General features: G+C 64.3%; 17 protein-coding genes and 1 pseudogene. 2 read left to right on the top strand and 16 right to left on the bottom strand.

The features are described from left to right. Nucleotide 1 precedes the first annotated feature (1 nt). The 8 genes from JQK88_RS05560 to bcoG all read right to left on the bottom strand — a co-directional run bounded on the left by JQK88_RS05560 (nucleotide 2) and on the right by bcoG (nucleotide 10322). Nucleotides 2-1939 (bottom strand): hypothetical protein, encoded by a 1938-nt coding sequence (locus JQK88_RS05560; RefSeq protein WP_246749737.1) that lies wholly within the window; start codon nucleotides 1937-1939, stop codon nucleotides 2-4. 481 nt (nucleotides 1940-2420) lie between these two features. Beyond that, a complete protein-coding gene (locus JQK88_RS05555; protein ID WP_203277700.1) occupies nucleotides 2421-3356 on the bottom strand; it encodes an alpha/beta hydrolase in 936 nt (311 codons plus the stop codon). Between the two features lie 215 nt (nucleotides 3357-3571). Then, nucleotides 3572-4354 (bottom strand): carnitinyl-CoA dehydratase, encoded by a 783-nt coding sequence (locus tag JQK88_RS05550; protein ID WP_203277699.1) that lies wholly within the window; start codon nucleotides 4352-4354, stop codon nucleotides 3572-3574. Continuing rightward, the gene (locus JQK88_RS05545) at nucleotides 4347-6425 is read right to left on the bottom strand and encodes an acetate--CoA ligase family protein (RefSeq protein WP_203277698.1); all 2079 of its coding nucleotides are present in this window, start codon (nucleotides 6423-6425) and stop codon (nucleotides 4347-4349) included. Before JQK88_RS05545 ends, JQK88_RS05550 begins: the two co-directional genes overlap by 8 nt. A 66-nt stretch (nucleotides 6426-6491) precedes the next feature. After that, complete coding sequence (locus tag JQK88_RS05540; RefSeq protein ID WP_203277697.1) at nucleotides 6492-7655, bottom strand: acyl-CoA dehydrogenase family protein; 1164 nt, start codon at nucleotides 7653-7655, stop codon at nucleotides 6492-6494. A gap of 5 nt (nucleotides 7656-7660) precedes the next feature. Further along, on the bottom strand, nucleotides 7661-8755 hold the full coding sequence (locus JQK88_RS05535) for a carnitine 3-dehydrogenase (RefSeq protein WP_203277696.1): 1095 nt from the start codon (nucleotides 8753-8755) through the stop codon (nucleotides 7661-7663). Between the two features lie 2 nt (nucleotides 8756-8757). Next, a complete protein-coding gene (locus JQK88_RS05530; RefSeq protein WP_203277695.1) occupies nucleotides 8758-9384 on the bottom strand; it encodes an HD domain-containing protein in 627 nt (208 codons plus the stop codon). Between the two features lie 14 nt (nucleotides 9385-9398). Beyond that, nucleotides 9399-10322 carry a 3-dehydrocarnitine:acetyl-CoA trimethylamine transferase BcoG gene (gene bcoG / locus JQK88_RS05525; protein WP_203277694.1) on the bottom strand — a complete coding sequence of 308 codons (924 nt, stop codon included), beginning with the start codon at nucleotides 10320-10322 and terminating at the stop codon, nucleotides 9399-9401. 79 nt (nucleotides 10323-10401) lie between these two features. On the opposite strand from bcoG, the gene JQK88_RS05520 reads away from it, so the two are divergent. Beyond that, nucleotides 10402-11382 carry a GlxA family transcriptional regulator gene (locus JQK88_RS05520; RefSeq protein WP_181056733.1) on the top strand — a complete coding sequence of 327 codons (981 nt, stop codon included), beginning with the start codon at nucleotides 10402-10404 and terminating at the stop codon, nucleotides 11380-11382. Here JQK88_RS05520 and JQK88_RS05515 read toward each other — a convergent pair. The 5 genes and pseudogenes from JQK88_RS05515 to xylA form a co-directional block, all read right to left on the bottom strand. After that, the gene (locus JQK88_RS05515; RefSeq protein ID WP_312037239.1) at nucleotides 11363-12124 is read right to left on the bottom strand and encodes a TIGR01458 family HAD-type hydrolase; all 762 of its coding nucleotides are present in this window, start codon (nucleotides 12122-12124) and stop codon (nucleotides 11363-11365) included. The two genes, JQK88_RS05520 and JQK88_RS05515, sit on opposite strands and share 20 nt — an antisense overlap. Before the next feature lie 87 nt (nucleotides 12125-12211). Beyond that, nucleotides 12212-12415: a hypothetical protein gene (locus JQK88_RS05510; RefSeq protein ID WP_203277692.1), complete on the bottom strand. Its 204-nt coding sequence runs from the start codon at nucleotides 12413-12415 to the stop codon at nucleotides 12212-12214. A 204-nt stretch (nucleotides 12416-12619) separates the two neighbouring features. After that, nucleotides 12620-12712 (bottom strand): annotated as a pseudogene (locus tag JQK88_RS37895) (hypothetical protein); the annotation flags it as partial. A gap of 73 nt (nucleotides 12713-12785) precedes the next feature. After that, entirely contained in the window at nucleotides 12786-13544 is a 759-nt protein-coding gene (locus JQK88_RS05505) for an SDR family NAD(P)-dependent oxidoreductase (protein ID WP_203277691.1), read from the bottom strand. Between the two features lie 139 nt (nucleotides 13545-13683). Then, nucleotides 13684-15009 (bottom strand): xylose isomerase, encoded by a 1326-nt coding sequence (xylA, locus tag JQK88_RS05500; protein ID WP_203277690.1) that lies wholly within the window; start codon nucleotides 15007-15009, stop codon nucleotides 13684-13686. A 113-nt stretch (nucleotides 15010-15122) separates the two neighbouring features. Here xylA and JQK88_RS05495 point away from each other — a divergent pair, with 113 nt between their 5' ends. After that, nucleotides 15123-15485, top strand: a complete 363-nt coding sequence (locus tag JQK88_RS05495; protein WP_203277689.1) for a nuclear transport factor 2 family protein — start codon at nucleotides 15123-15125, stop codon at nucleotides 15483-15485. Nucleotides 15486-15748: 263 nt separating this feature from the next. Here the strand turns inward: JQK88_RS05495 and xylB are convergent, their stop codons facing one another. The 3 genes from xylB to JQK88_RS05480 all read right to left on the bottom strand — a co-directional run bounded on the left by xylB (nucleotide 15749) and on the right by JQK88_RS05480 (nucleotide 19257). Beyond that, complete coding sequence (gene xylB, locus JQK88_RS05490) at nucleotides 15749-17203, bottom strand: xylulokinase (protein ID WP_203277688.1); 1455 nt, start codon at nucleotides 17201-17203, stop codon at nucleotides 15749-15751. An 82-nt stretch (nucleotides 17204-17285) separates the two neighbouring features. After that, complete coding sequence (locus tag JQK88_RS05485) at nucleotides 17286-18608, bottom strand: tetratricopeptide repeat protein (protein WP_203277687.1); 1323 nt, start codon at nucleotides 18606-18608, stop codon at nucleotides 17286-17288. 25 nt (nucleotides 18609-18633) lie between these two features. Continuing rightward, on the bottom strand, nucleotides 18634-19257 hold the full coding sequence (locus JQK88_RS05480; RefSeq protein ID WP_181056726.1) for a LysE family translocator: 624 nt from the start codon (nucleotides 19255-19257) through the stop codon (nucleotides 18634-18636). Nucleotides 19258-19303 lie beyond the last annotated feature (46 nt).

The raw sequence follows: 19303 nt of genomic DNA, 5'->3' as shown, positions 1-19303 counted from the left end.
CTCAACGTTCGCAGCTGACGGCTGGGGTTCTGAGCGGCAAAGTCATCTTGCAGCAAGGGTAGTAGCCACCCTTGTCCTTGTCGGATTGCCTGTAGAAGCAAAGCCCGACATCGACTGTGTCGCCCGGATAGTGGCCGGTGATGTCGATCGTGTAAGGCTTGCCGGGCGCGTGCGACTGGGGTGATGTCACCCCGACGCCTGGCGTCCTGGACTGGGCCTTGATCGAATCGCCGCCGAAGCCGGTATGGTCATGGAGATAGAGGTCGGCCTGGAGGCCGCGAGGCGTGCAGTAGAACTGGACATCCTCGACATCGATGCACGGCGGCAGATCGCCGGGCGGTGGGAAATCAGGCGGATAGAAGGGCGGCAGGTAACCGCCGGGGATTTCTTCATAGTAGCCGGCACGGCCTTCACAGGGGTGCCAGACCTCGACATCGCCGACATGGCCTTCCACTTCGGGGTCCTCGAAATAGCCGTCGAAATCGACGAACCACGACCCGAAGGGCGGCACGTTGGCCGGCTTGACCAGCGGCGTCGGCGTGATCTGCACGCCGTGCACGGCAAGCGGCCCGCCGGCGGCGAGCCGGTCGGCCAGTGTGGGGTTGTCGCGCAACTTGTCGCCGGTGTTGACCAGCGTATCGGTGCAGACGCCGGTGTTGAGATTGCCTTCGGCGTCGTAGCCATATTGCAGGTCGAGGCCGCCGGCCGACTGCCGGTTGCCCTGCGGGAAACCGGCCGCATATTCCTGCGGCTCTTCCACCCACTCCGATTCCGTCGCCGGATCGTCGGGGTTTTCACGCCAGTAGCGGATGACCTCGCCTTTGCCGGAATCGGCGAACTGGCTGTAATCGTAGCGGTTTTCCACCGGGCCGCGCTGCGCCAGGTACATGAAGCCTTGATTGTCGAAGGCGATGTCGGTGACGGCGTAGTCCTTGTCGGCCTTGACCGTCAGCTCCCAGCGCGGATCGCCGGCAAAGCTACCGTCGCGGGCAATGCCCACCGACCAGATTTCGGACTTTTCGCCGACCGAATAGTAAACCCGGCCGCCATGATAGGCGACCGCCCAGACGCGGCGTTCATCCTGCGTGTAGCCCCAGGTATCAGGATCTTCCGAGTCGAACGCAGCACCTTGTATGTCCATTACCGCGCCGTCGTCGGCGACGGGCGCGAGCCCATGCGCCGGTCGGCCGGCAACGCCGTGGTCGAACGTGTCGATTAGCGTACCGTCGTCCGCGAGGCGGTGGATGAGGCCGGTGTCGAGGTCGCTGGCGAAGAATTCGCGGTGATTGCTGTCGAAAGTGACGTCGCCGATGCCGGGACCGCTGTTGGTGTCGATGTCGGCGAATTTGGAGACGGCGCCGGTGATGCCGTCGATCTTCCAGATCGTGCCGGGACCGCCACCATTTTCGGTGCCGAACTGGCCGTCCATGAAGACCGCGCCGGCCGTGCCGCGGCGCTGCCGCTCGGGCCTTCCGTCGGCGTCTTCGTCAGGGGTGACGATGCGGATGCCGTGCAGCGAGCTGGCGCCGGCATAGAGGTTGGGGATGCCTGATGGGACGCCGTCGCGCACGCCGTCATCATAGGTGACGGCGAACACCTGGCCGATCTGTTCGGCCGTTACTTCGAAAGGCGGCGGCGTGTAGACGAGCTGGCCGGAGGCAGGTCCGCCCAGCGCCGAAACGTCGAAAACGCGCAGGGTGGCGCGCGTCGTGTCGATGAAGGTTTCGTCGACCGGGTCGACGCCGGGCGGCAGCCCTTCTTCGAAATTGGGAATGACGGTGCCGGAAAATCCGGTCACGGCCATCGAGCCGGGATAGATGATCTGAGTTTCCTGCGCCCGGGCAGCTGTGCCCAACCAGAGCGTGGCGCTCAGCGCCAGGGCAAGCAAACCCCCGGCCAGATGGAGCGAACGACGCAAACCGCCGCGTGGAGATGGCATGGACGTGCCGCGATCGCAGGACATAAAACTCCCCCCGAAGTTTTCGGGAGGAACGTCCGGTCCGGCCGTGCGAATCAGGGCAAGGCGCGTCGTTCCGGCACGTTCGTCCCTGATCGAATTGTCTGCTTTCCTCATCCTCACGATACGCCTGCTCCTGCGCAGGGTCAACGGAATCAGCCGGAAGCCCAGCGCATCGACCCCATCCCGAAGGCGATGGTCGCGCTGAGCTCCCGTTGTTCCCGGAGACCTGCGAGTCTCTGGGGTCCTGGTCATTGGGGGCATCCTTTCCGGCCCCGCACCATGCGGCGCCTGAGCGTCAGTCGCAGGCGGAAGTGGAAAGGTTCATGCAAAACGGCGGCTGGGACTGTTCGCCATTTCACAGAAGCGGCGACTAATTCTTGTGTCAGTCAACTCAGGATGGAAGACAGGTTGGTGCTTGCTCCTCCTGGGAGGGTTGCTCAGGCAGATTGTCGGCGAATGATCACCAAGCCCAGTCGCCCTTGCCCAGCACCGAGACCGCCTCAACGATACGGCTGAAGCTGGCGCGCGCCCGGCCGACCGTGTGCCTGGCCCGGAGATAGCTATGCACCAGCCCGGGCTCCTCGAACCAGGTGGCGCGGCCGCCTGCGGCGAGGACGCGGTCGCGATAGGCTTCGCCGTCGGACGACAGCGGGTCGCATTGCGCGGTGATGAGCACCGTCGGCGGCAGTTTGGTGAAGTCGGTGTCGGCGAGCGGCGACAAAGTGATATCGCCGGTGGCGTCAGCGCCGCCGGTGCGGATGTGCTTGTAGAAGTCGAGATCGCGCACCGTCAGCATCGGAGCTTCCGCATGCCTCACGTAGGAACCCCTCGAGCGGTCGCCGCCCAGGCCGGGATAGATCAGCACCTGGCCGATTGGCCGCTTTGCATGGCCACGCGTTGCGTGGGCAACGGCCGCGCAGAGATTGCCGCCGGCGCTGTCGCCGCAGAGCACAACGGGGCGGTCGTACGTCGAGGTCGCCCACTGGAATGCATGCAGCGCATCGTCGAAGGCGGCCGGGTGCAAATGCTCCGGCGCCAGTCGGTAGTCGACGGAGACCACCTCGAAGCCCGTGCGGGCGCACAATTCGGCGCAGACATCGTCATGGCTGTCGAGCCCGCCGAGGATGAATCCGCCACCATGGATGTAGAGCACCATCGCCCCCTTGTTCGGGGTAGCGCTGCGATAGATGCGGATCGGGATATCGCGGGCGGCAATGATGGTCGTTTCCGCCGTCACGCCATCGGGATAGCCGGCAAAGAATTCGCGACACATCCGGTCATAAATCGCGCGCTGTTGGGCAATGGTGTAGTCGATCGTGTCGGGCGGGTAGAAGGAATTGGTCCGCTCGATGAAGACCCAGGTCTCGGCGTCGATGAGGGTTTTGTAGTCGGTCATGCGGGAAGACCAACTTTGGATGATGGCCCCCAGGCACCCCCCTCTGGCCTGCCGGCCATCTCCCCCTCAAGGGGGGAGATCGGATGTCGCGAATGGTTTCGCCAATCGTCTACGTTGGTGGGTGGGCGTCGAGGTCCGAGCAGCCAATCTCCCCCCTTGAGGGGGAGATGCCCGATAGGGCAGAGGGGGATGAAGGAACGCCATCGTCCGCTAGGCTACTTCCCCTTCCACACCGGATCGCGCTTCTCGGCGAATGCGCGAAAACCTTCCATATTATCTTCCGAGCCATACAGCGCATCGACGGTCGCCAGTTGCCGCCGCGTCACGCGGTTCATCGCATCCTGGAAGGTCAGGGCTTCGGCAACCCGCGCCGTCTCCTTGATCGCGGCAAAGACCAGCGGCGGCCCGCTGGCCAGCAGCCTTGCAATCTCCCAGACACGGTCTTCGAGCTTTTCCTTGGGCAGCACTTCGTTGACCAGACCCCAGCGATGCGCTTCGGCGACATCCATCCAGCGGCCGGTGAGCAAAAGGTCCATGGCGACATGGTAGGGAATGCGCTTCGGAAGCTTGATCGTCGCCGCGTCGGCCAGCGTGCCGGCGCGGATTTCGGGCAGTGCGAAGGAGGAATGGTCGGAAGCGTAGATGAGGTCGCAGGACAGCGCCAGTTCGAAGCCGCCGCCCACCGCCATGCCGTTGACGCAGGCGATGACCGGCTTGTTCATGTCGCGCAGCTCCTGCAGGCCGGCAAAGCCGCCGACGCCATAGTCGCCATCGACCGCGTCGCCGCCGGCAGCGGCCTTCAAATCCCAGCCGGCGCAGAAGAACTTATCACCGGCGGTCTTGACGATGGCGACGCGAAGCTCCGGATCGTCGCGGAACGCCTTGAACGTCTCGCCCATCAGCCGCGACGTCTTGAGGTCGATGGCATTGGCCTTCGGCCGGTCAAGCGTGACCTCGAGGATAGTGCCCTCGCGGCGGGTCGAAATGACGTTAGACATTCTTCTTGTCTCCCAGCACCAGCAGCGCGTCGGCGATCCAGGCGCCCTTGCCCTCGGCGCAGACGATGAGCGGGTTGATGTCGAGTTCCTCGATCTCGCCGGCATTCTTCTGCACGAAGTCGGCAATGCCCGCGATGGCCTCGATGGCGGCGGCGACATCGGCTTTCGGCCGCCCACGATAGCCCTCGAGCAGGGGGAACAACTTCAGCCGGCGCAGGGCCGCCTCGATATCGTCGCGCGTCGCCGGCAGCATCAGGGTGACGCTGTCGCGCAACAGTTCGACCAGCACGCCGCCGGTGCCCAGCGTCATCACGGCGCCGAACATCGGGTCGCGGGTGAAGCCGACGATCAGTTCGGCGACGCCGTCGCGCACCATGCGCTCGACATAGAGCCCGGTGCCGAGCGGCAGCAGATCATGCGCCGCCGTGCTGACGGATTCGGCATCCCTCAGGTTCAGCCTGACAGCGCCGACTTCCGACTTGTGGGTGACACCGAGCGCCTTCAGCGCCACCGGGAAGCCGAGCGCCATCGACGAGATGACGGCGTCGACTGCATTGGCGGCGCGTTCGCCCTTCGGCACCGGCAGGCCTGCCTTGATCAGTCGCTCCTTGGCTTCGGCCTCATCAGGCGTCACATGGCCGCCTTCGGCAGCGCCCGCGGCTGACGTGTCGATCGGCTGCGCCTGCGGCTCGGCCCAGGCCCAGCCGATGAAGGCTGCTGCGCCTGCGGCGTCCATGGCTTCGGAGATGCCGAACAACGGCACCATGCCGCGCGCCATCAGCTCGGCGGTGTATTCCTCCGGCAGGTTCTCCGGCAGCGACGAGACGATCGCGCCATGCGCCTTGTTGGTCTTCAGCGCCGATTCGAAGGCGCGCAGCGTCGCCCACCAGTCGGTGACCGAGCAACGATCGGGGCGCGGAAAGTCGAGCACCAGCATGTTGAGGTCGAACCCGCCCGAGACCATGGCGGTGAAGGTGGCGGTCATCGCCGGCTCGTTGTTCCAGATGAAGGTGTGGTAGTCCAACGGGTTGGCGACAGCGACCAGCGGCCCGAGCGTCGATTTGACATGGGCGCGGTGCTTGCTGGTGAGCTCTGGGAAGTTGACCCAGCGGCCCTCGGCACTGTCGGCCATCACCGAGGCCTCGCCGCCCGAACAGCTCATCGACGACAGGCGATAGCCGGGCAGCGGACCGGTGACGTGCAGCAGCTTCAGCGCCTCGATGAAGGCGGGGATGGAATCGACGCGCGCAATGCCGAGCCGCCTCAGGAAAGCGCCGGAAGCGGCGTCCGAGCCGGCGAGCGAGGCGGTGTGCGAGACTGTCGCTTGCCGCGCCTGTTCGGAGCGGCCGACTTTCATGGCGATGATCGGTTTTTTCAGTTCGCGGGCTCTCGCTGCCAGACGCTCGAAGCCGGCTACCGAATCGAAGGCCTCGATGTGCAGGCCGAGCGACGTCACGCGCTCGTCCTCGATCAGGCCAAGCGCCATTTCGGACAGGCCGGTCTGCGCCTGATTGCCGGCGGTCATCAGAAAGGCGATCGGCAGGCCGCGCTTCTGCATCGTCATGTTGATGGCGATGTTGGAGGACTGGGTGATGATGGCGACGCCCTTGGCGCTTTCGGGCAACCTGATGCCGCCATGCTGGTCGGGCCACAGCAACGCGCCGTCGGCATAGTTGATCAGGCCATAGCAATTCGGGCCGATGATCGGCATCTGGCCGGCGGCAGCCACCAGTTCGGCCTGCAGCCGCTCACCGTCATCATCGTAGGCCTCGGTCTCGAGAAAGCCGGCGGCAAAACAGACGGCGCCGCCGGCGCCACGTTCGGCCAGCGCCTTGACCACCTCGATGGTCAAGTGCCGGTTGACGCCGACAAAGGCAGCGTCGGGCGCACCGGGAAGGTCTGCAACAGAACGATAGGCCTTGCGGCCGGCGACCTCGTCCTTGGTCGGATGCACCGGCCAGATTTCGCCGGCAAAGCCCATCTTGATCGATTGGGCAACGACGGCAGCGGCCTGCGCCCCGCCGAACACAGCAATCGACTTCGGGCGCAGGAGACGTTCGAGTTTATGCATGGCCATCTTTTCGTTTGAGCATGATCTTCTCCCCAAACCGGACCCCGGTTTGGGGTACATCATGCTCTATGCTCCGAACGGACGCAGCAGCGCCCGCGAAATAATATGTCGCTGAATCTCCGAAGTGCCTTCCCAGATGCGCTCGACGCGCGCATCGCGCCAGATGCGCTCCAGCGGCAGGTCGTCCATCAGCCCCATGCCGCCATGGATCTGGATTGCTTCGTCGGCGACGAAAGCCAGCATTTCGGTAGCCTTCAGCTTGGCCATCGCCATGTCCTGATCGGTGACGGTGCCCTGATCGTACTTCCAGCCGGCTTCGAACACCATGAGGTCTGCGGCCTTCAATTCGGTCGCCATGTCGGCGAGCTTGAATGACACGCCCTGGAACTTGCCGATCTGCTGGCCGAATTGCTGGCGCTGCGCGGAATATTCGATGGCGTGGCCGAGCGCTCGCTCGGCGCGGCCGAGGCAGGTGGCGCCGACCTGCAGCCGGGTGGCGCCGAGCCAGGAATTGGCGACCTCAAAACCTTTGTGCACCTCGCCGAGCACCTGGCTCGCTGGCAGCCGGCAATCGTCGAATTCGAGGATGGCGTTGGTATAGCCGCGATGCGAGACGTTGCGGTAGCCGTCGCGCACCGTGAAACCCTTGGTGCCCTTGTCGACGAAGAAGGCGGTGATCTTCTTGCGCTTGCCGCGCGGCGTTTCTTCCTCGCCCGAAGCCATGAAACAAATCGCGAAATCTGCGAGGTCGGCGTGGCTGATAAAATGCTTGGTGCCGTTGAGCACCCAGTCGTCACCGTCCTGCACGGCGGTCGCTTTCATGCCGCGCAGGTCGGAGCCGGCGCCGGGCTCGGTCATCGCCAGGCAGTCCCACTTTTCGCCACGGATGCAAGGGAACAGGTATTTTTCGCGCTGTTCCGGCGTGCCGGCCAGAAGGATGTTGGAGGGGCGCGCCACGCAAGTCCAGTGCAGCGCGTAATTGGCGCGGCCGAGCTCCTTCTCGTAGAGCAGCCAGGTCACCGTATCGAGGCCGGCGCCACCGACATCGGCTGGCATGTTGGCGGCGTAGAGCCCGGCCTCGATCGCCTTGACCTTGATCTCCTCGATCAGCTCGCGGCGCAGCACGCCGGTGCGCTCGACCTCGCGTTCATGCGGGTAAAGCTCATTCTCGACGAAGGCGCGCGTCGTCTCGACAATGAGCTTCTGTTCCTCCGACAGCCCGAAATCCATGGTCTTCAGCCCTTCTTCTTTTTCTTCGGCTTTTCCACCTTCTTCACCGGCTTCGACGCCTTGGCCTTTTCGGCAGCCTTGGAAGCCGTGGGCTTCTTCGCCGCCAGCTTGGCCAGCTGCCTGGTATAGTCCTTGTGCAGCGCGCCGGCGCCCCAGCCCTTGCCTTTGTTCTGCTTCGACAGAGCGTCCATGATGGCGACCAGATTGTCGTCGCGGATCTTTTCCAGCTCGCGGATCGACAGGCCATGCGCCTGGTCGTCCGACTGGGTGGCGATCAGGTCGACCAGTTCGTCGTTGAACTCCGGCACGTCCATAAGCTTGGTCCACGGCCATTTCAGGCACGGCCCGAACTGCGCCATGAAGTGGCGCATGCCGGCCTCGCCGCCGGCGACGCGATAGACCTGGAACATGCCCATCTGCGCCCAGCGCAGGCCGAAGCCGTAGCGCATGATGTCGTCGAGCTCCTCGACGGTGCAGATGCCGTCCTTGATCAGCCACAGCGCCTCGCGCCAGGCTGCTTCCAGCAAGCGGTCGCCGACAAAGGCCTCGATCTCCTTGCGGATCACCACCGGCTTCATTCCGATCGAGGCATAGATTTCTTTCGCAACCTCGATCGCCTCGGGGAACGTCTGCTCGCCGCCGACGATCTCGACCAGCGGCAGGAGATAGACCGGGTTGAAGGGATGTCCGACAACCAGCCGCTCCGGATGCTTCTTCATCGCCACCTGCATGTCGGTCGGCTTGATGCCGGAGGTGGACGAGCCGACGATGGCGTTGGCGGGTGCATAAAGGTCGATCTCGGCCAGCACCCGGTGCTTCAGGTCGAGCCGTTCCGGCACGCTCTCCTGGATGAAATCGGCATCGGCCACCGCCTCGGCAATGGTCTTGGCGAAGGTCAGCTTGCCCTCCTTGGGTAGGCCGTCGGGAACCATCTGCTTGTAGGCGCGGCGCGCGCCCTTCATCACTTCCGAGACCTTGCGCGACGCTTCCGGGTCCGGATCGAAGATCGACACGTCGATGCCGTTGAGCAAAAGCCGCGCCACCCAGCCGGCGCCGATGACACCGCCGCCGATGGCGGCCGCCTTGTTGATGATGCTCATGGTCAGGCTCCGGTTCTTGTCTTGGCTGTTTGAGGGTCGATGAGAGGGATGCGCTCGCCGGCGCGGATCACAGAGGCGTCGTAGGCCTTGCGGGCAAAGACTTCGAGCACGAAGGGCCGGAAGAATTCGATCGGCAGCGTCTCGTAGTCGGGGTCGAAGCTCGACTGATCCCAGCGTTCGCAGAACTGGTCGCAATCGTCGAAATACATATGGCCGGCGAAGCGGTCGCGCGCATGGCGGTTGCCGCCGAGATGATGCGCGTAATAGAGGCGCTGGAAATCCCCATGCTTTTCCACCACCCAGGTGCATTGCTCGCGCACGAAAGGTTTCAGGATCGAAGCGGCGTATTCGTCGTGATTGTAGGGCGCGTAGATGTCGCCAATGTCGTGCAGCAGGGCGCAGGCGATCCAGTCGGTGTCGGCGCCGTCGCGCCACGCCCGCGTCGCCGCCTGCAGCGAATGGCCGAGCCGGGTGATCTTGTAGCCGGACAGGCCTTCGTCGAGCTGGACCAGCGCGTCGAGCAGCCGCTCGCCGGTCTTGGCGGCATAGTCGATTTCATGGGCGGTCAGGAACTCGTAATCGTCCTTGTCGCCATCCTTCATCGCGGTGAATTTGACGGTATCAGCCATCGCCAACCCCCGCCTTACGCAGCTGCTGCGATCGGCGCCCGCTTGGTCAGGTTGAGCTTCTTGCGCACTTCCTCCGGCCCGAGGATACGGGCGCCGAGATTGGTGACGATGCTGGCGGCGCGCTCGACCAGCTGTGCGTTGGTCGCCAGCACGCCCTTGTCGAGCCAGAGATTGTCTTCAAGCCCGACGCGGACATTGCCGCCGGCGAGCACCGCCGCTGCGGCATAGGCCATCTGGTTGCGGCCGATGGCGAAGGCCGACCAGTTCCAGGTCGACGGCACATTGTTGACCATCGCCATGAAGGTGTTGAGGTCGTCGGGCGCGCCCCATGGTACGCCCATGCAGAGCTGCACCAGCGCATCGGGGTTCAGCACCTTTTCCTCGACCAGCTGCTTGGCGAACCAGAGATGGCCGGTGTCGAAGGCCTCGATCTCCGGCTTGACGCCGAGTGCCGTCATCATGCCGCCCATGGCGCGCAGCATGCCGGGCGTGTTGGTCATGACGTAGTCAGCTTCCGCGAAGTTCATGGTGCCGCAATCCAGCGTGCAGATTTCCGGCAGACACTGGCGCACATGTTCCATGCGGTTGGTGGCGCCGCCCATGTCGGTGCCTTTTTCGTTGAGCGGCAATGGCGCCTCCGGCGAACCGAACACCATGTCGCCGCCCATACCGGCGGTGAGGTTGAGCACCACGTCGACATTGGCGTCACGGATGCGCTCGGTCACTTCGCGGTAGAGATGGACATCGCGGCGCGGCTTGCCGGTCTCGGGGTCGCGGACATGGCAGTGGACGATGGCCGCACCGGCCTTGGCCGCGTCGATGGCCGAATCGGCGATCTGCTTGGGCGAGCGCGGCACATGCGGCGAGCGGTCCTGCGTGCCGCCGGAGCCAGTGACGGCACAGGTAATGAAGACCTCACGGTTCATCGCGAGCGGCATGGCAATTTCCTCCCAATCGTCAGAGGTCCTAACAATGGTCCGACTTGCGGGGAACTGTTTTGCGATTTACGAAGCTTCCATGATCAAAAGCGAAAAGCCGACCATCTTTCGCTCGGAACGCTCGCCGCTCAAGGTGACGCTGCTGGTGTTTTCCGGCTCGTCCATCATGTGCGTGGCTTCGGCCGTCGACCCGCTGCGCGCCGCCAATCGCATTTCCGGCGAGACGCTGTTCGATTTCAAACTGGTCTCAGTCACCGGCGAGGCGCCGGTGACGACATGCGGCCTGCCAGTGGCGGTCAGCGGCCGTTTCGATGCCGCCGAGCCAACCGACGTTCTGGTGGTCGTTGCCGGCTTCGGCACCCAGAATTATGCGACATCGGCTTTGCTTTCGGGCTTGCGCCGCGCGGCTCGGGCCGCCCGCGCCTGCGGCGGCGTCGAGGCCGGCACCTGGCTGGTGGCCCGCGCCGGTCTGCTGGAAGGGCGCAGCGCCACCACCCATTGGGAGGACATGGAGGATTTTTCCTCGGCCTTCCCTGGCGTCGATGTCCGTCCGGACCGCTATGTTATCGACGGACCGGTCTTCACCTCCGGCGGAGCGTCGCCGACCTTCGACCTGATGCTGCATCTGATCCGCACCCGGCTCGGCATGGCCGTGGCGCTCGATGTCGCCAGCGTCTTCATCTACGATCAGGCCCGCGCCGCCACCGACGCGCAGCCGCTGGTCTCACTCGGCCGGCTCGATGGCTACGACCCGCGCTTGGCGCAGGCGATTAGGCTGATGGAATCGCATGTCGACCAGCCGCTGACGATCGACGCGGTGGCAAAACGCGCCGGGGTGACGGCGCGGACGCTGGAAAGCATTTTTCGCAAGTCGATCGGCGAGACGCCCGGCGCCTATTATCTCAGGCTGCGGCTGGGCGCGGCGCGGCGGCTGGTGGTCGACACGCGGATCGCCATGGCGGATATTGCGGGGCGGACGGGATTTTCGTCCGCCGCGGCATTTTCCAGAGCGTTTTCAAGAGCGTTCGGCGAAGCACCGGTCAGGCTGCGGCGCGGCTGATTATCCAGTCGGTCGCGGTGGCGACGTCGTCGACGAGCGCCGTGGGCGCCGGATTGAAGCGGGTCTCGTCGCCGGGGCGATATTTGCCGGTCCGCACGAGCAGCGCCGCGCCGAGCCCGGCGCCGAGTGCGCCAGCGACGTCGCTCTCCGCGTCGTCGCCGATCATGACCGCATCGGCGGCCGGACAATTCAGATCGGTGAGCGCCGAGTGGAAGAAATCCGGCGACGGCTTTCCGAGTACGACAGGGCTTCGCCCGCTGGCGAATTCGAGCGCCGCGACGAAGGCGCCGGTGTCGAGGCTGAGCAGTCCGTCCGTGTCCTTGAAGGTGCGGTTGACGGCAAGCGCCACGAAATCCGCGCCGGCGATCAGCTCGCGGAAAGCACGGTTGAGGTTGGCATGGTCGAAGGCCTCGCCGGCATCGCCGACGATGACGGCGCGCCCGCTCCCACCTTCAAGCCCGGAGAACTCGACCTCCAGATCGGGATGGACGAGCAGATGTGGCTGGCGGTCATGTTTGCGCAGCCATTCGACGGCGGCGCGCGCCGGTGTCAGCAATTCTTCATCCGCAACCTTGATGCCCATGGCGGCAAGCTGCGCGATGATTGCGCCGCGTGGCGCACGTGTCGTGTTGCTGACGAAACGCAGCGGCAAACCAGCCCGTCGCAGCCGCTCGACCGCGGACGCTGCGCCAGCGATCTGGGTGTCGCCGTCATAGACGACACCCAGAAGATCCAGGAGCACCGCGCGTATCATCGGTGCAGGATGGAGAAACGGTCTCCGTTCGTCAAACCAAGGAAGTATCAGGCCGCGGAAGAATTGCCGGAAGAATCAGGCGGCGTCGCGGCCTTCGCCGACAATGCGCGAGCGCATGCTTCTGGCCAGCGCCGTCTCCAGCCGCGCGGCGACCGCGCGGTCCCATTCATTTGTCTTGCGGGCGCCGTCGTACGAATGCGGCAGCGCCATCAGCCGGTCGATGATCGATCCGGTCTCGCCGGATGAGAGCAGGGCGTCGATTTCGCGTTCGTGCTGCATATCGGTTCGCCTCCTTCCTTTTCACCCGCCACAACGGTCCTTTTATACGAGATACGTGACGGCAGTTTGAAGGCAAGAGCGAGGTCATTGAGGGGCGGCAAAGGGCAAAAGCATGTCGCCGGATAGGGTCGTGCGCAAACCTCATTCCGGGGCGGCCGGGATGCCATCCAGCCGCCCTTGAGCACGACGAATCGGCTTTCGTCCTCAGACGTAGCGGTTGACGATGTTTTCCAGCAGTTCCTGGCGGCCGGAGCGCGGCTGCGGTTCGATCTTCTTCTTGAAGGCGCGCTCGGCGAATGCGTTGGCGATGCTATTTCCAATGCTTTCCGTAACCCGCGACCGATCGTGAACGAGACCGGTCGTTTCGGATTCAGCCCTTGCGCTCCTGAAGGCTGTTGCCGCCGTCGACCACCAGCAGGGCGCCGTTGACGTAGCTGGCACCTTCCGATGCCAGGAACACCACCGCTGCGGCAACCTCGTCCGGTCGCCCGGCCCGCGCCGGTGGCGTGTGCAGGGCAGCTTGCCGCTCCATTGCGCTCGACGAACCCGTTTCGATCCAGCCGGGGGACACGGCATTGGCCGTGATGCCACTTTTTGCCACTTCGAGCGCCAGCGTGCGCGTCAGGCCGACCATGCCGGCCTTGGCGGCGGAATAGGCTGATGTGCCTTCGAAAGACACCAGCGGCCCGGTAACCGACGCCACATTGACGATGCGCCCATAGCCTGCCTCTACCATCGCCGGCAAAAACGCGCGGGTGACCAGGAATACGGTCTTCAGGCTGACGTCGATCCCTTGGTCCCAGTCGGCCTCGGTCATGGCGAGAAACGCCTTATCGGCCGAGGGCGATGCCAGCGAGCCCATGCCGGCATTGTTGACCAGGATGTCGACAGCGCCGACATCAGCCCGTAGCCGCGCGACTTCGGCTGCGATGGTGAGATCCGCGACTGCGGCTTTGGCATTTATGCCTTCGGCGCAAAGCTCGGCGGCGCGATCGAGTACACGCGCGCTGGCACCGTTCAGGAAAACGGCATGACCGGCAAGGCCGAGCTGTCGCGCAATGGCAATGCCGATGCCGTCAGCAGCACCCGCCCCGGTGATCAGCGCACGCTTGGTGGTAGAAGAAGGCATGGTCAAATCAGACTCCGCTGGGTGCGCCGTCGCGATCTTACCACGCACTTTGGCGAGCGTGCTGCGGTCTGACTGGCAGAGGTCAGCCGCCGCGGCTTTTCGGCCACGCGCGGCTTATGTCAGCCCAAGGTACCAGGTCTCAGACGTAGCGGTTGACGATGTTTTCCAGCAGTTCCTGGCGGCCGGAGCGCGGCTGCGGCTCGATCTTCTTCTTCACGACGCGCTCTGCAATGTCTTCCAGCGTGCGCTTGCCCGACAGCATCGCCTTGGCCTCTGCCGTGTTCCAGCCGGCATAGCGTTCGGCGAGCGGACCCGACAGCGCCTTGTCCTCGACCATCTTCGCGGCTGCCTTCAGACCGCGTGCGCACGAATCCATGCCGCCAATATGGCCGATCAGCAGGTCCTGCGGATCGAGCGACTGGCGACGTAGCTTGGCGTCGAAATTGGTGCCGCCGGTCTTGAAGCCACCGGCCTGCAGGACCTGATAATAGGCCAGCGCCATCTCCGGCACATTGTTGGGGAACTGGTCGGTGTCCCAGCCCGACTGGTAGTCGTTGCGGTTCATGTCGATCGAACCGAAGACGCCCAGCGCATTGGCCAGCGCCAGCTCATGCTCGAAGGAATGGCCGGCGAGGATGGCGTGGCCCTGCTCGATGTTGAGTTTTACTTCCTTCTCCAGGCCGAAGCGCTTGAGGAAGCCATAGACCGTGGCGACGTCATAGTCGTACTGGTGCTTGGTCGGCTCCTGCGGCTTCGGCTCGATCAGGATCGTGCCCTTGAAGCCGATCTTGTGCTTGTAGTCGACGACCAGGCTGAGGAAGCGTCCGGCCTGTTCCTGCTCGCGGGCAAGGTCGGTGTTGAGCAGCGTCTCATAGCCCTCTCGCCCGCCCCACAGCACATAGTTTTCGCCCTTAAGCCGCTTGGTGACGTCGATGCAGCTCTTCACCGTCGCCGCCGCATAGGCAAAGACATCCGGATCTGGATTGGTGGCGGCGCCCGACATGAAGCGGCGGTTGGAGAACAGGTTCGCCGTGCCCCAGAGCAGCTTGACGCCGGTCTTCTTCATCTTGTCCGCAAAATAGTCGGCGATCTCGTCAAGCCGCGCGGCACTTTCAGAGAAATCCTTGCCTTCCGGGCGCACATCCGCGTCGTGGAAGCAGAAATATGGCGCGCCAAGCAGCGAGAACATCTCGAAGGCGACATCTGCCTTCAGCTTGGCCAGTTCCATCGTGTCGATGCCGCCCGCCTTGGGGAACCAGGGACGGTCGAAGGTCTGGCCGCCGAAGGGATCGCCGCCCGGCCAGGCGAAGGAATGCCAGTAGGCGACCGCGAAGCGCAGATGGTCTTCCAGCCGCTTGCCGGCGACGACCTCATCCGGGTTGTAGAACCGGTAGGCCAGCGGATTGGTCGAATCCGGCCCCTCATATTTGATTGCTTTGATGTCGCCGAAGAATCCGCTGCTCATGATTTCTGTCCTCTCTCGAATAGTTCGCCCTGATTACCTCAGGCGTAATTGGTTTCGTTCTGCCAAGGGGTGAAAAGGCTCGTGTCAAAGCCACTCAACGAAGGAGACAGACCATGACCGACCTCAACACGATCGCTCAAAACTACATCACCGCCTGGAACGAGGCCGATGCGAACCGCCGCGCCGAACTGCTCAAGGCGACCTTCACCGAAGACGTCAGCTACCGCGATCCGCTGATGCAGGGCGACGGCCATGCGGGTGTGGCCGCGCTCATCGATGGCGTGCAGCAGCGTTTTGCCGGCTTCCGGTTTTCGCTGAAGGGCACACCGGACGGGTTTGGCGACACGATCCGCTTCTCGTGGAATCTTGGGCCGGAGGGTGTGCCGTCGGTTATCGAAGGTACTGATATCGGAGTTATCGAGAATGGGCGGCTGAAGAATGTCACCGGGTTTCTCGACAAGGTTCCGGCGCAGTGAGGTTACCCTGCAAAGGCGCGGAGGAGAGCGCCAGTCGCCACGGTTGGCGCCGCCCCTCATCCGCCTGCCGGCACCTTCTCCCCGTATAGTGACGGGGAGAAGGGGGCTGGCAGCAGCGCCGGCGCCCTTCTTGCAACGTCGGCGACTAGCGCAGCCCGCCATGACAGCGCCCCTCTCCCCGTCCCTATACGGGGAGAGGATGCCGGCAGGCAGGTGAGGGGCAGCGCCGACGCCCGGAAACGGGTTATGGGCCAAGCCCCCACTCACGCGGTTGCCGCCTTGATCGCGGCATACAATGCGCGATAGCGCTGATAGGCATCTGCGTACGCCCCACTAAGCCCAGCATCCGGCTCAATGGTGGCATCCGTCTTCGGCGCCGTGCATACTGCCAGCGGATCCGCCCCCGTCGCCGCGATCAGTCCGAGTCTTGCCGCACCAAAAGCGGCGCCGAAATCGCCGTCGGCGGGAATATCCACCGGCACCTGCAGTGCGGTAGCAATCGCCTTCAGCCAGTAGTGCGAGCGCGAGCCGCCGCCGATCGCCGTAACCCGCGTCAACGTCGTACCCGCCGTCTTCAAGGCTTCGAGACTGTCCCGGAAGGCAAAGGCAACGCCTTCAAGCACCGCTTGCGTCAGCACCGCACGGCTCGATTCATGCGCCAGCCCGGTGAAGGATCCGCGAATGGCGGAATCATTGTAAGGCGTGCGCTCACCCGAGAGGTAAGGCAGGAACGATACACCGCTCGGCGCCTTCAGCGTGTCGCCGAGCTCGGCGGTCAGTTCGCCGGCCTTCTTCCCCGATACCTCCGACAGCCAGTTCAGCGAATCCGTCGCCGACAGGATGACGCCCATCTGGTGCCAGGTGTTGGGCAGCGCGTGACAGAAAGTGTGGACCGCACTGGCCGGGTTCGGCAGGTAGGAGGCATTGGCAGCAAACAGCACGCCGGAAGTGCCCAGCGAAACGAAGGCATGGCCGGCGCCGACCGTGCCCATGCCGCAGGCCGAAGCCGCATTGTCGCCGGCGCCACCGGCAATCGGGATGCCAGCCTGGACGCCCCATTTGGAGGCGAGATCGGCGCGCAAGGCGCCAGCCTTTTCAGTGCCTTCGACCAGCGATGGCATCTGCTTCTCGCCGAGCGAGGTGGCTGCAAGCAGTTCCGGCGACCAGCGCCGCTTGCCAACATCGAGCCATGAGGTGCCGGCCGAGTCGGACATTTCCGACATATGCTCGCCGGTCAGCCAGAACCGCAGGAAATCCTTGGGCAGCAGCACCTTCGCCACCTTGGCGAAGACAGCCGGCTCGTTGTTCTTCACCCAGGCGAGTTTTGGCGCGGTGAAGCCGGGGAAGACGATGTTGCCGGTCAGCTTGCGGAAGCGTGGGTCGGCATCGAGCGTGGCCGCCTCGGCATGGCTGCGCGTATCGTTCCACAATATGCAGGGGCGCAGCACCTGGTCGCCGGCGTCGAGCAAGGTTGCGCCGTGCATGTGGCCGGAGAGGCCGATGCCTTTGACGGCGGCAAGCTCTTTCGGATGCGCTGATTTCAGCTCGGCAATAGCGGTCTCGCAGGCTCGGACCCAGTCGGCCGGATTCTGCTCGGACCAGCCGGGATGTGGCCGCGATACGTCAAGTGAAGCATGGCCGGAGCCGATGACGGTTTGCCCGGCATCGATCAACAGCGCCTTGACGCCCGACGTACCGAGATCGAGGCCGAGATACATGCATTCCTCCCACTGCCATTAATTTTTTCGGGCCTCGAAAAAATCTGGCTTGGCCAGTTTTTAAAACAAGATCCGCTGCGGGTCAATTCTCTGACAAATTGGCGGCCCGTCGAGAAAACAGCGCCGACAGCGGGCTGTCCGGCCGAGCCAGCTGACGCTCAGCCGTCAGCGCCCGTGCCAATGCTGTGTCGCCGGCGCGCAACGCCGCCTCGATCAGTGTCAGGTCGATCACGTCGCGCTGGGCATGGCTGCCGCCGAAGCGATGAGCAATCGAGCGAATCGGCCGGATCAGGCGCACCGCCTCGTTGTAGTCGCCCTCGCCAAAAGCCTTGATCGCCAATGTCAACGGATGGCCGACATCCCTGGTGAAGGCACCGTTGTCGTCGCTGCCGCGCATCGCCTCGCGCTGTGCCTCGAGCAAGATCTTTGCTGGCGCCTCGAGCCCGGCGCCGACGAAGGCCATCATGGCATGGGCGTCGTTGAAGGCGTAATTGCCGGCACCGACCCTGGGCCAGTTGGCGGCGAGTGCTATCCAGCGGTTGCCGACATCGACGCCGCCGAGATAAAGCCGCCACAGGATCGCCGAGGCATCGACCATATTGAGCGCCATCGTCGACGGCGCGCCGTAGATCGGCCCGTCATACAGGGCCAACACCTCTTCGGTCTCGCCGAGATCGTAGTGGAACAGCGCCAGGTGCCACCAATTGTGCACCTGCAGGAAACTCTCTTTCGTCCACGCCTGGGGATTGGCGCGCATCCAGGCGATGCCGTCCCTTTGCCGGCTTTGCATTTCCATGACATGGGCGACAGCATGCTGCGCCCAGCCGTCGCGCGGCTCGATATCGACAGCCTGCCGGCCCAGTTTCTCGGCGCGCGCATAGTCGCCCATTTCTTCCAGCCCGAATGCCTGCATGCCGAGAATGGCGTGATATCCAGGCATGTCCTTTTGCCAGGATGGCAGCGCGCGGCCGATACGGTCACGCAGCATGCGGGCGTTGCCGGTGAAGAAGTCGACCTGGTGCCCGGTCTGCAGCGCCACCGCGTCGAGCGGGAAATCGATGGCGATATCTTCGAGCAAGCGAGAGGCCTCGTGCCAGCGGCCGGCGGCGAGATGGCCGAGGGCAGCGACATGCGCCTGCTCGCGCGCGGTCGCGGCAAGCGGCAGCGCCGTTTCGTGGCATGCCTTGGCCACCGCCGTTGCGTCGCGCTCGGTTGCGAGGCCGAACAGATAGCCCTTGAACACATGCGCCATGACGAAGCCCGGGTCGGCCGCAATGGCGCGATCGACGGAAGCGACGGGGTCGCCGATAAAGCATTGCAATTCATGAACGGCCTGGCTGTAGGGCGAAAACCCCGTCTCGGTCGCGCCCGAAAATGTCAGGCCGAATGTATCCTTCACTGCCATGCCGGCCCTTGATGCTCCGCGGATCCTAGTTACCTGAACGCATCGCCACGGTAGCTATCCCCGCGCCGACCAGCAGCGTGCCGCCGGTGCGGTTGAAGATGCGGATCGCTTTGGGATTGCGCACGACGTTGCGGGCGCGCGCCGCAATCAGCGCGTAGCCGAAGGCATTGGCGAAGGCGAGCGCCAGGAAGGTCGTCTCGAAGATCAGCATCTGCGGCCAGAAATCGGCCTCGCGGTTGAGGAACTGCGGCAGGAAGGCGACGAAGAAGGTGATGCTTTTCGGGTTGAGCGCAGTGACCAGCCAGGCATGCGCCATCATCTTGGCCGCCGACACGGCGTCGGTGCGCGGTTCGGCTTTCAGCGCGCCGCCGGCGCGAAACAGTTTTATGCCGAGATAGATCAGATAGCAGGCGCCGATCAGCTTCAGGATGGTGAACACGGTCGCCGATGCGGCCAGCAGGGCGCCGATGCCGAGCATCGACAATGTCATGGCGGTGAAGTCGCCCAGCGCCACGCCGACCGCCATCGGCAAGGCGGTGCGCCAGCCCTGGCCCAGCGCATAGGACACGACCAGGAGAATGGTCGGGCCGGGAATGATCAGCAGGACGGTGGAGGCGGCGGCGAAGGCGGCCCAGTTTTCGAACGACATCTTTGTCTCCTTGAGCGCAAAGAAAAGGATAAATCCTCGGGTGCGC

This window comes from Mesorhizobium caraganae (genome assembly GCF_016836705.1).
Lineage (GTDB): Bacteria > Pseudomonadota > Alphaproteobacteria > Rhizobiales > Rhizobiaceae > Mesorhizobium > Mesorhizobium caraganae.
The sequence above is the reverse complement of the archived record's forward strand: the minus strand, read 5'-3'. Positions and strand labels throughout refer to the sequence as shown.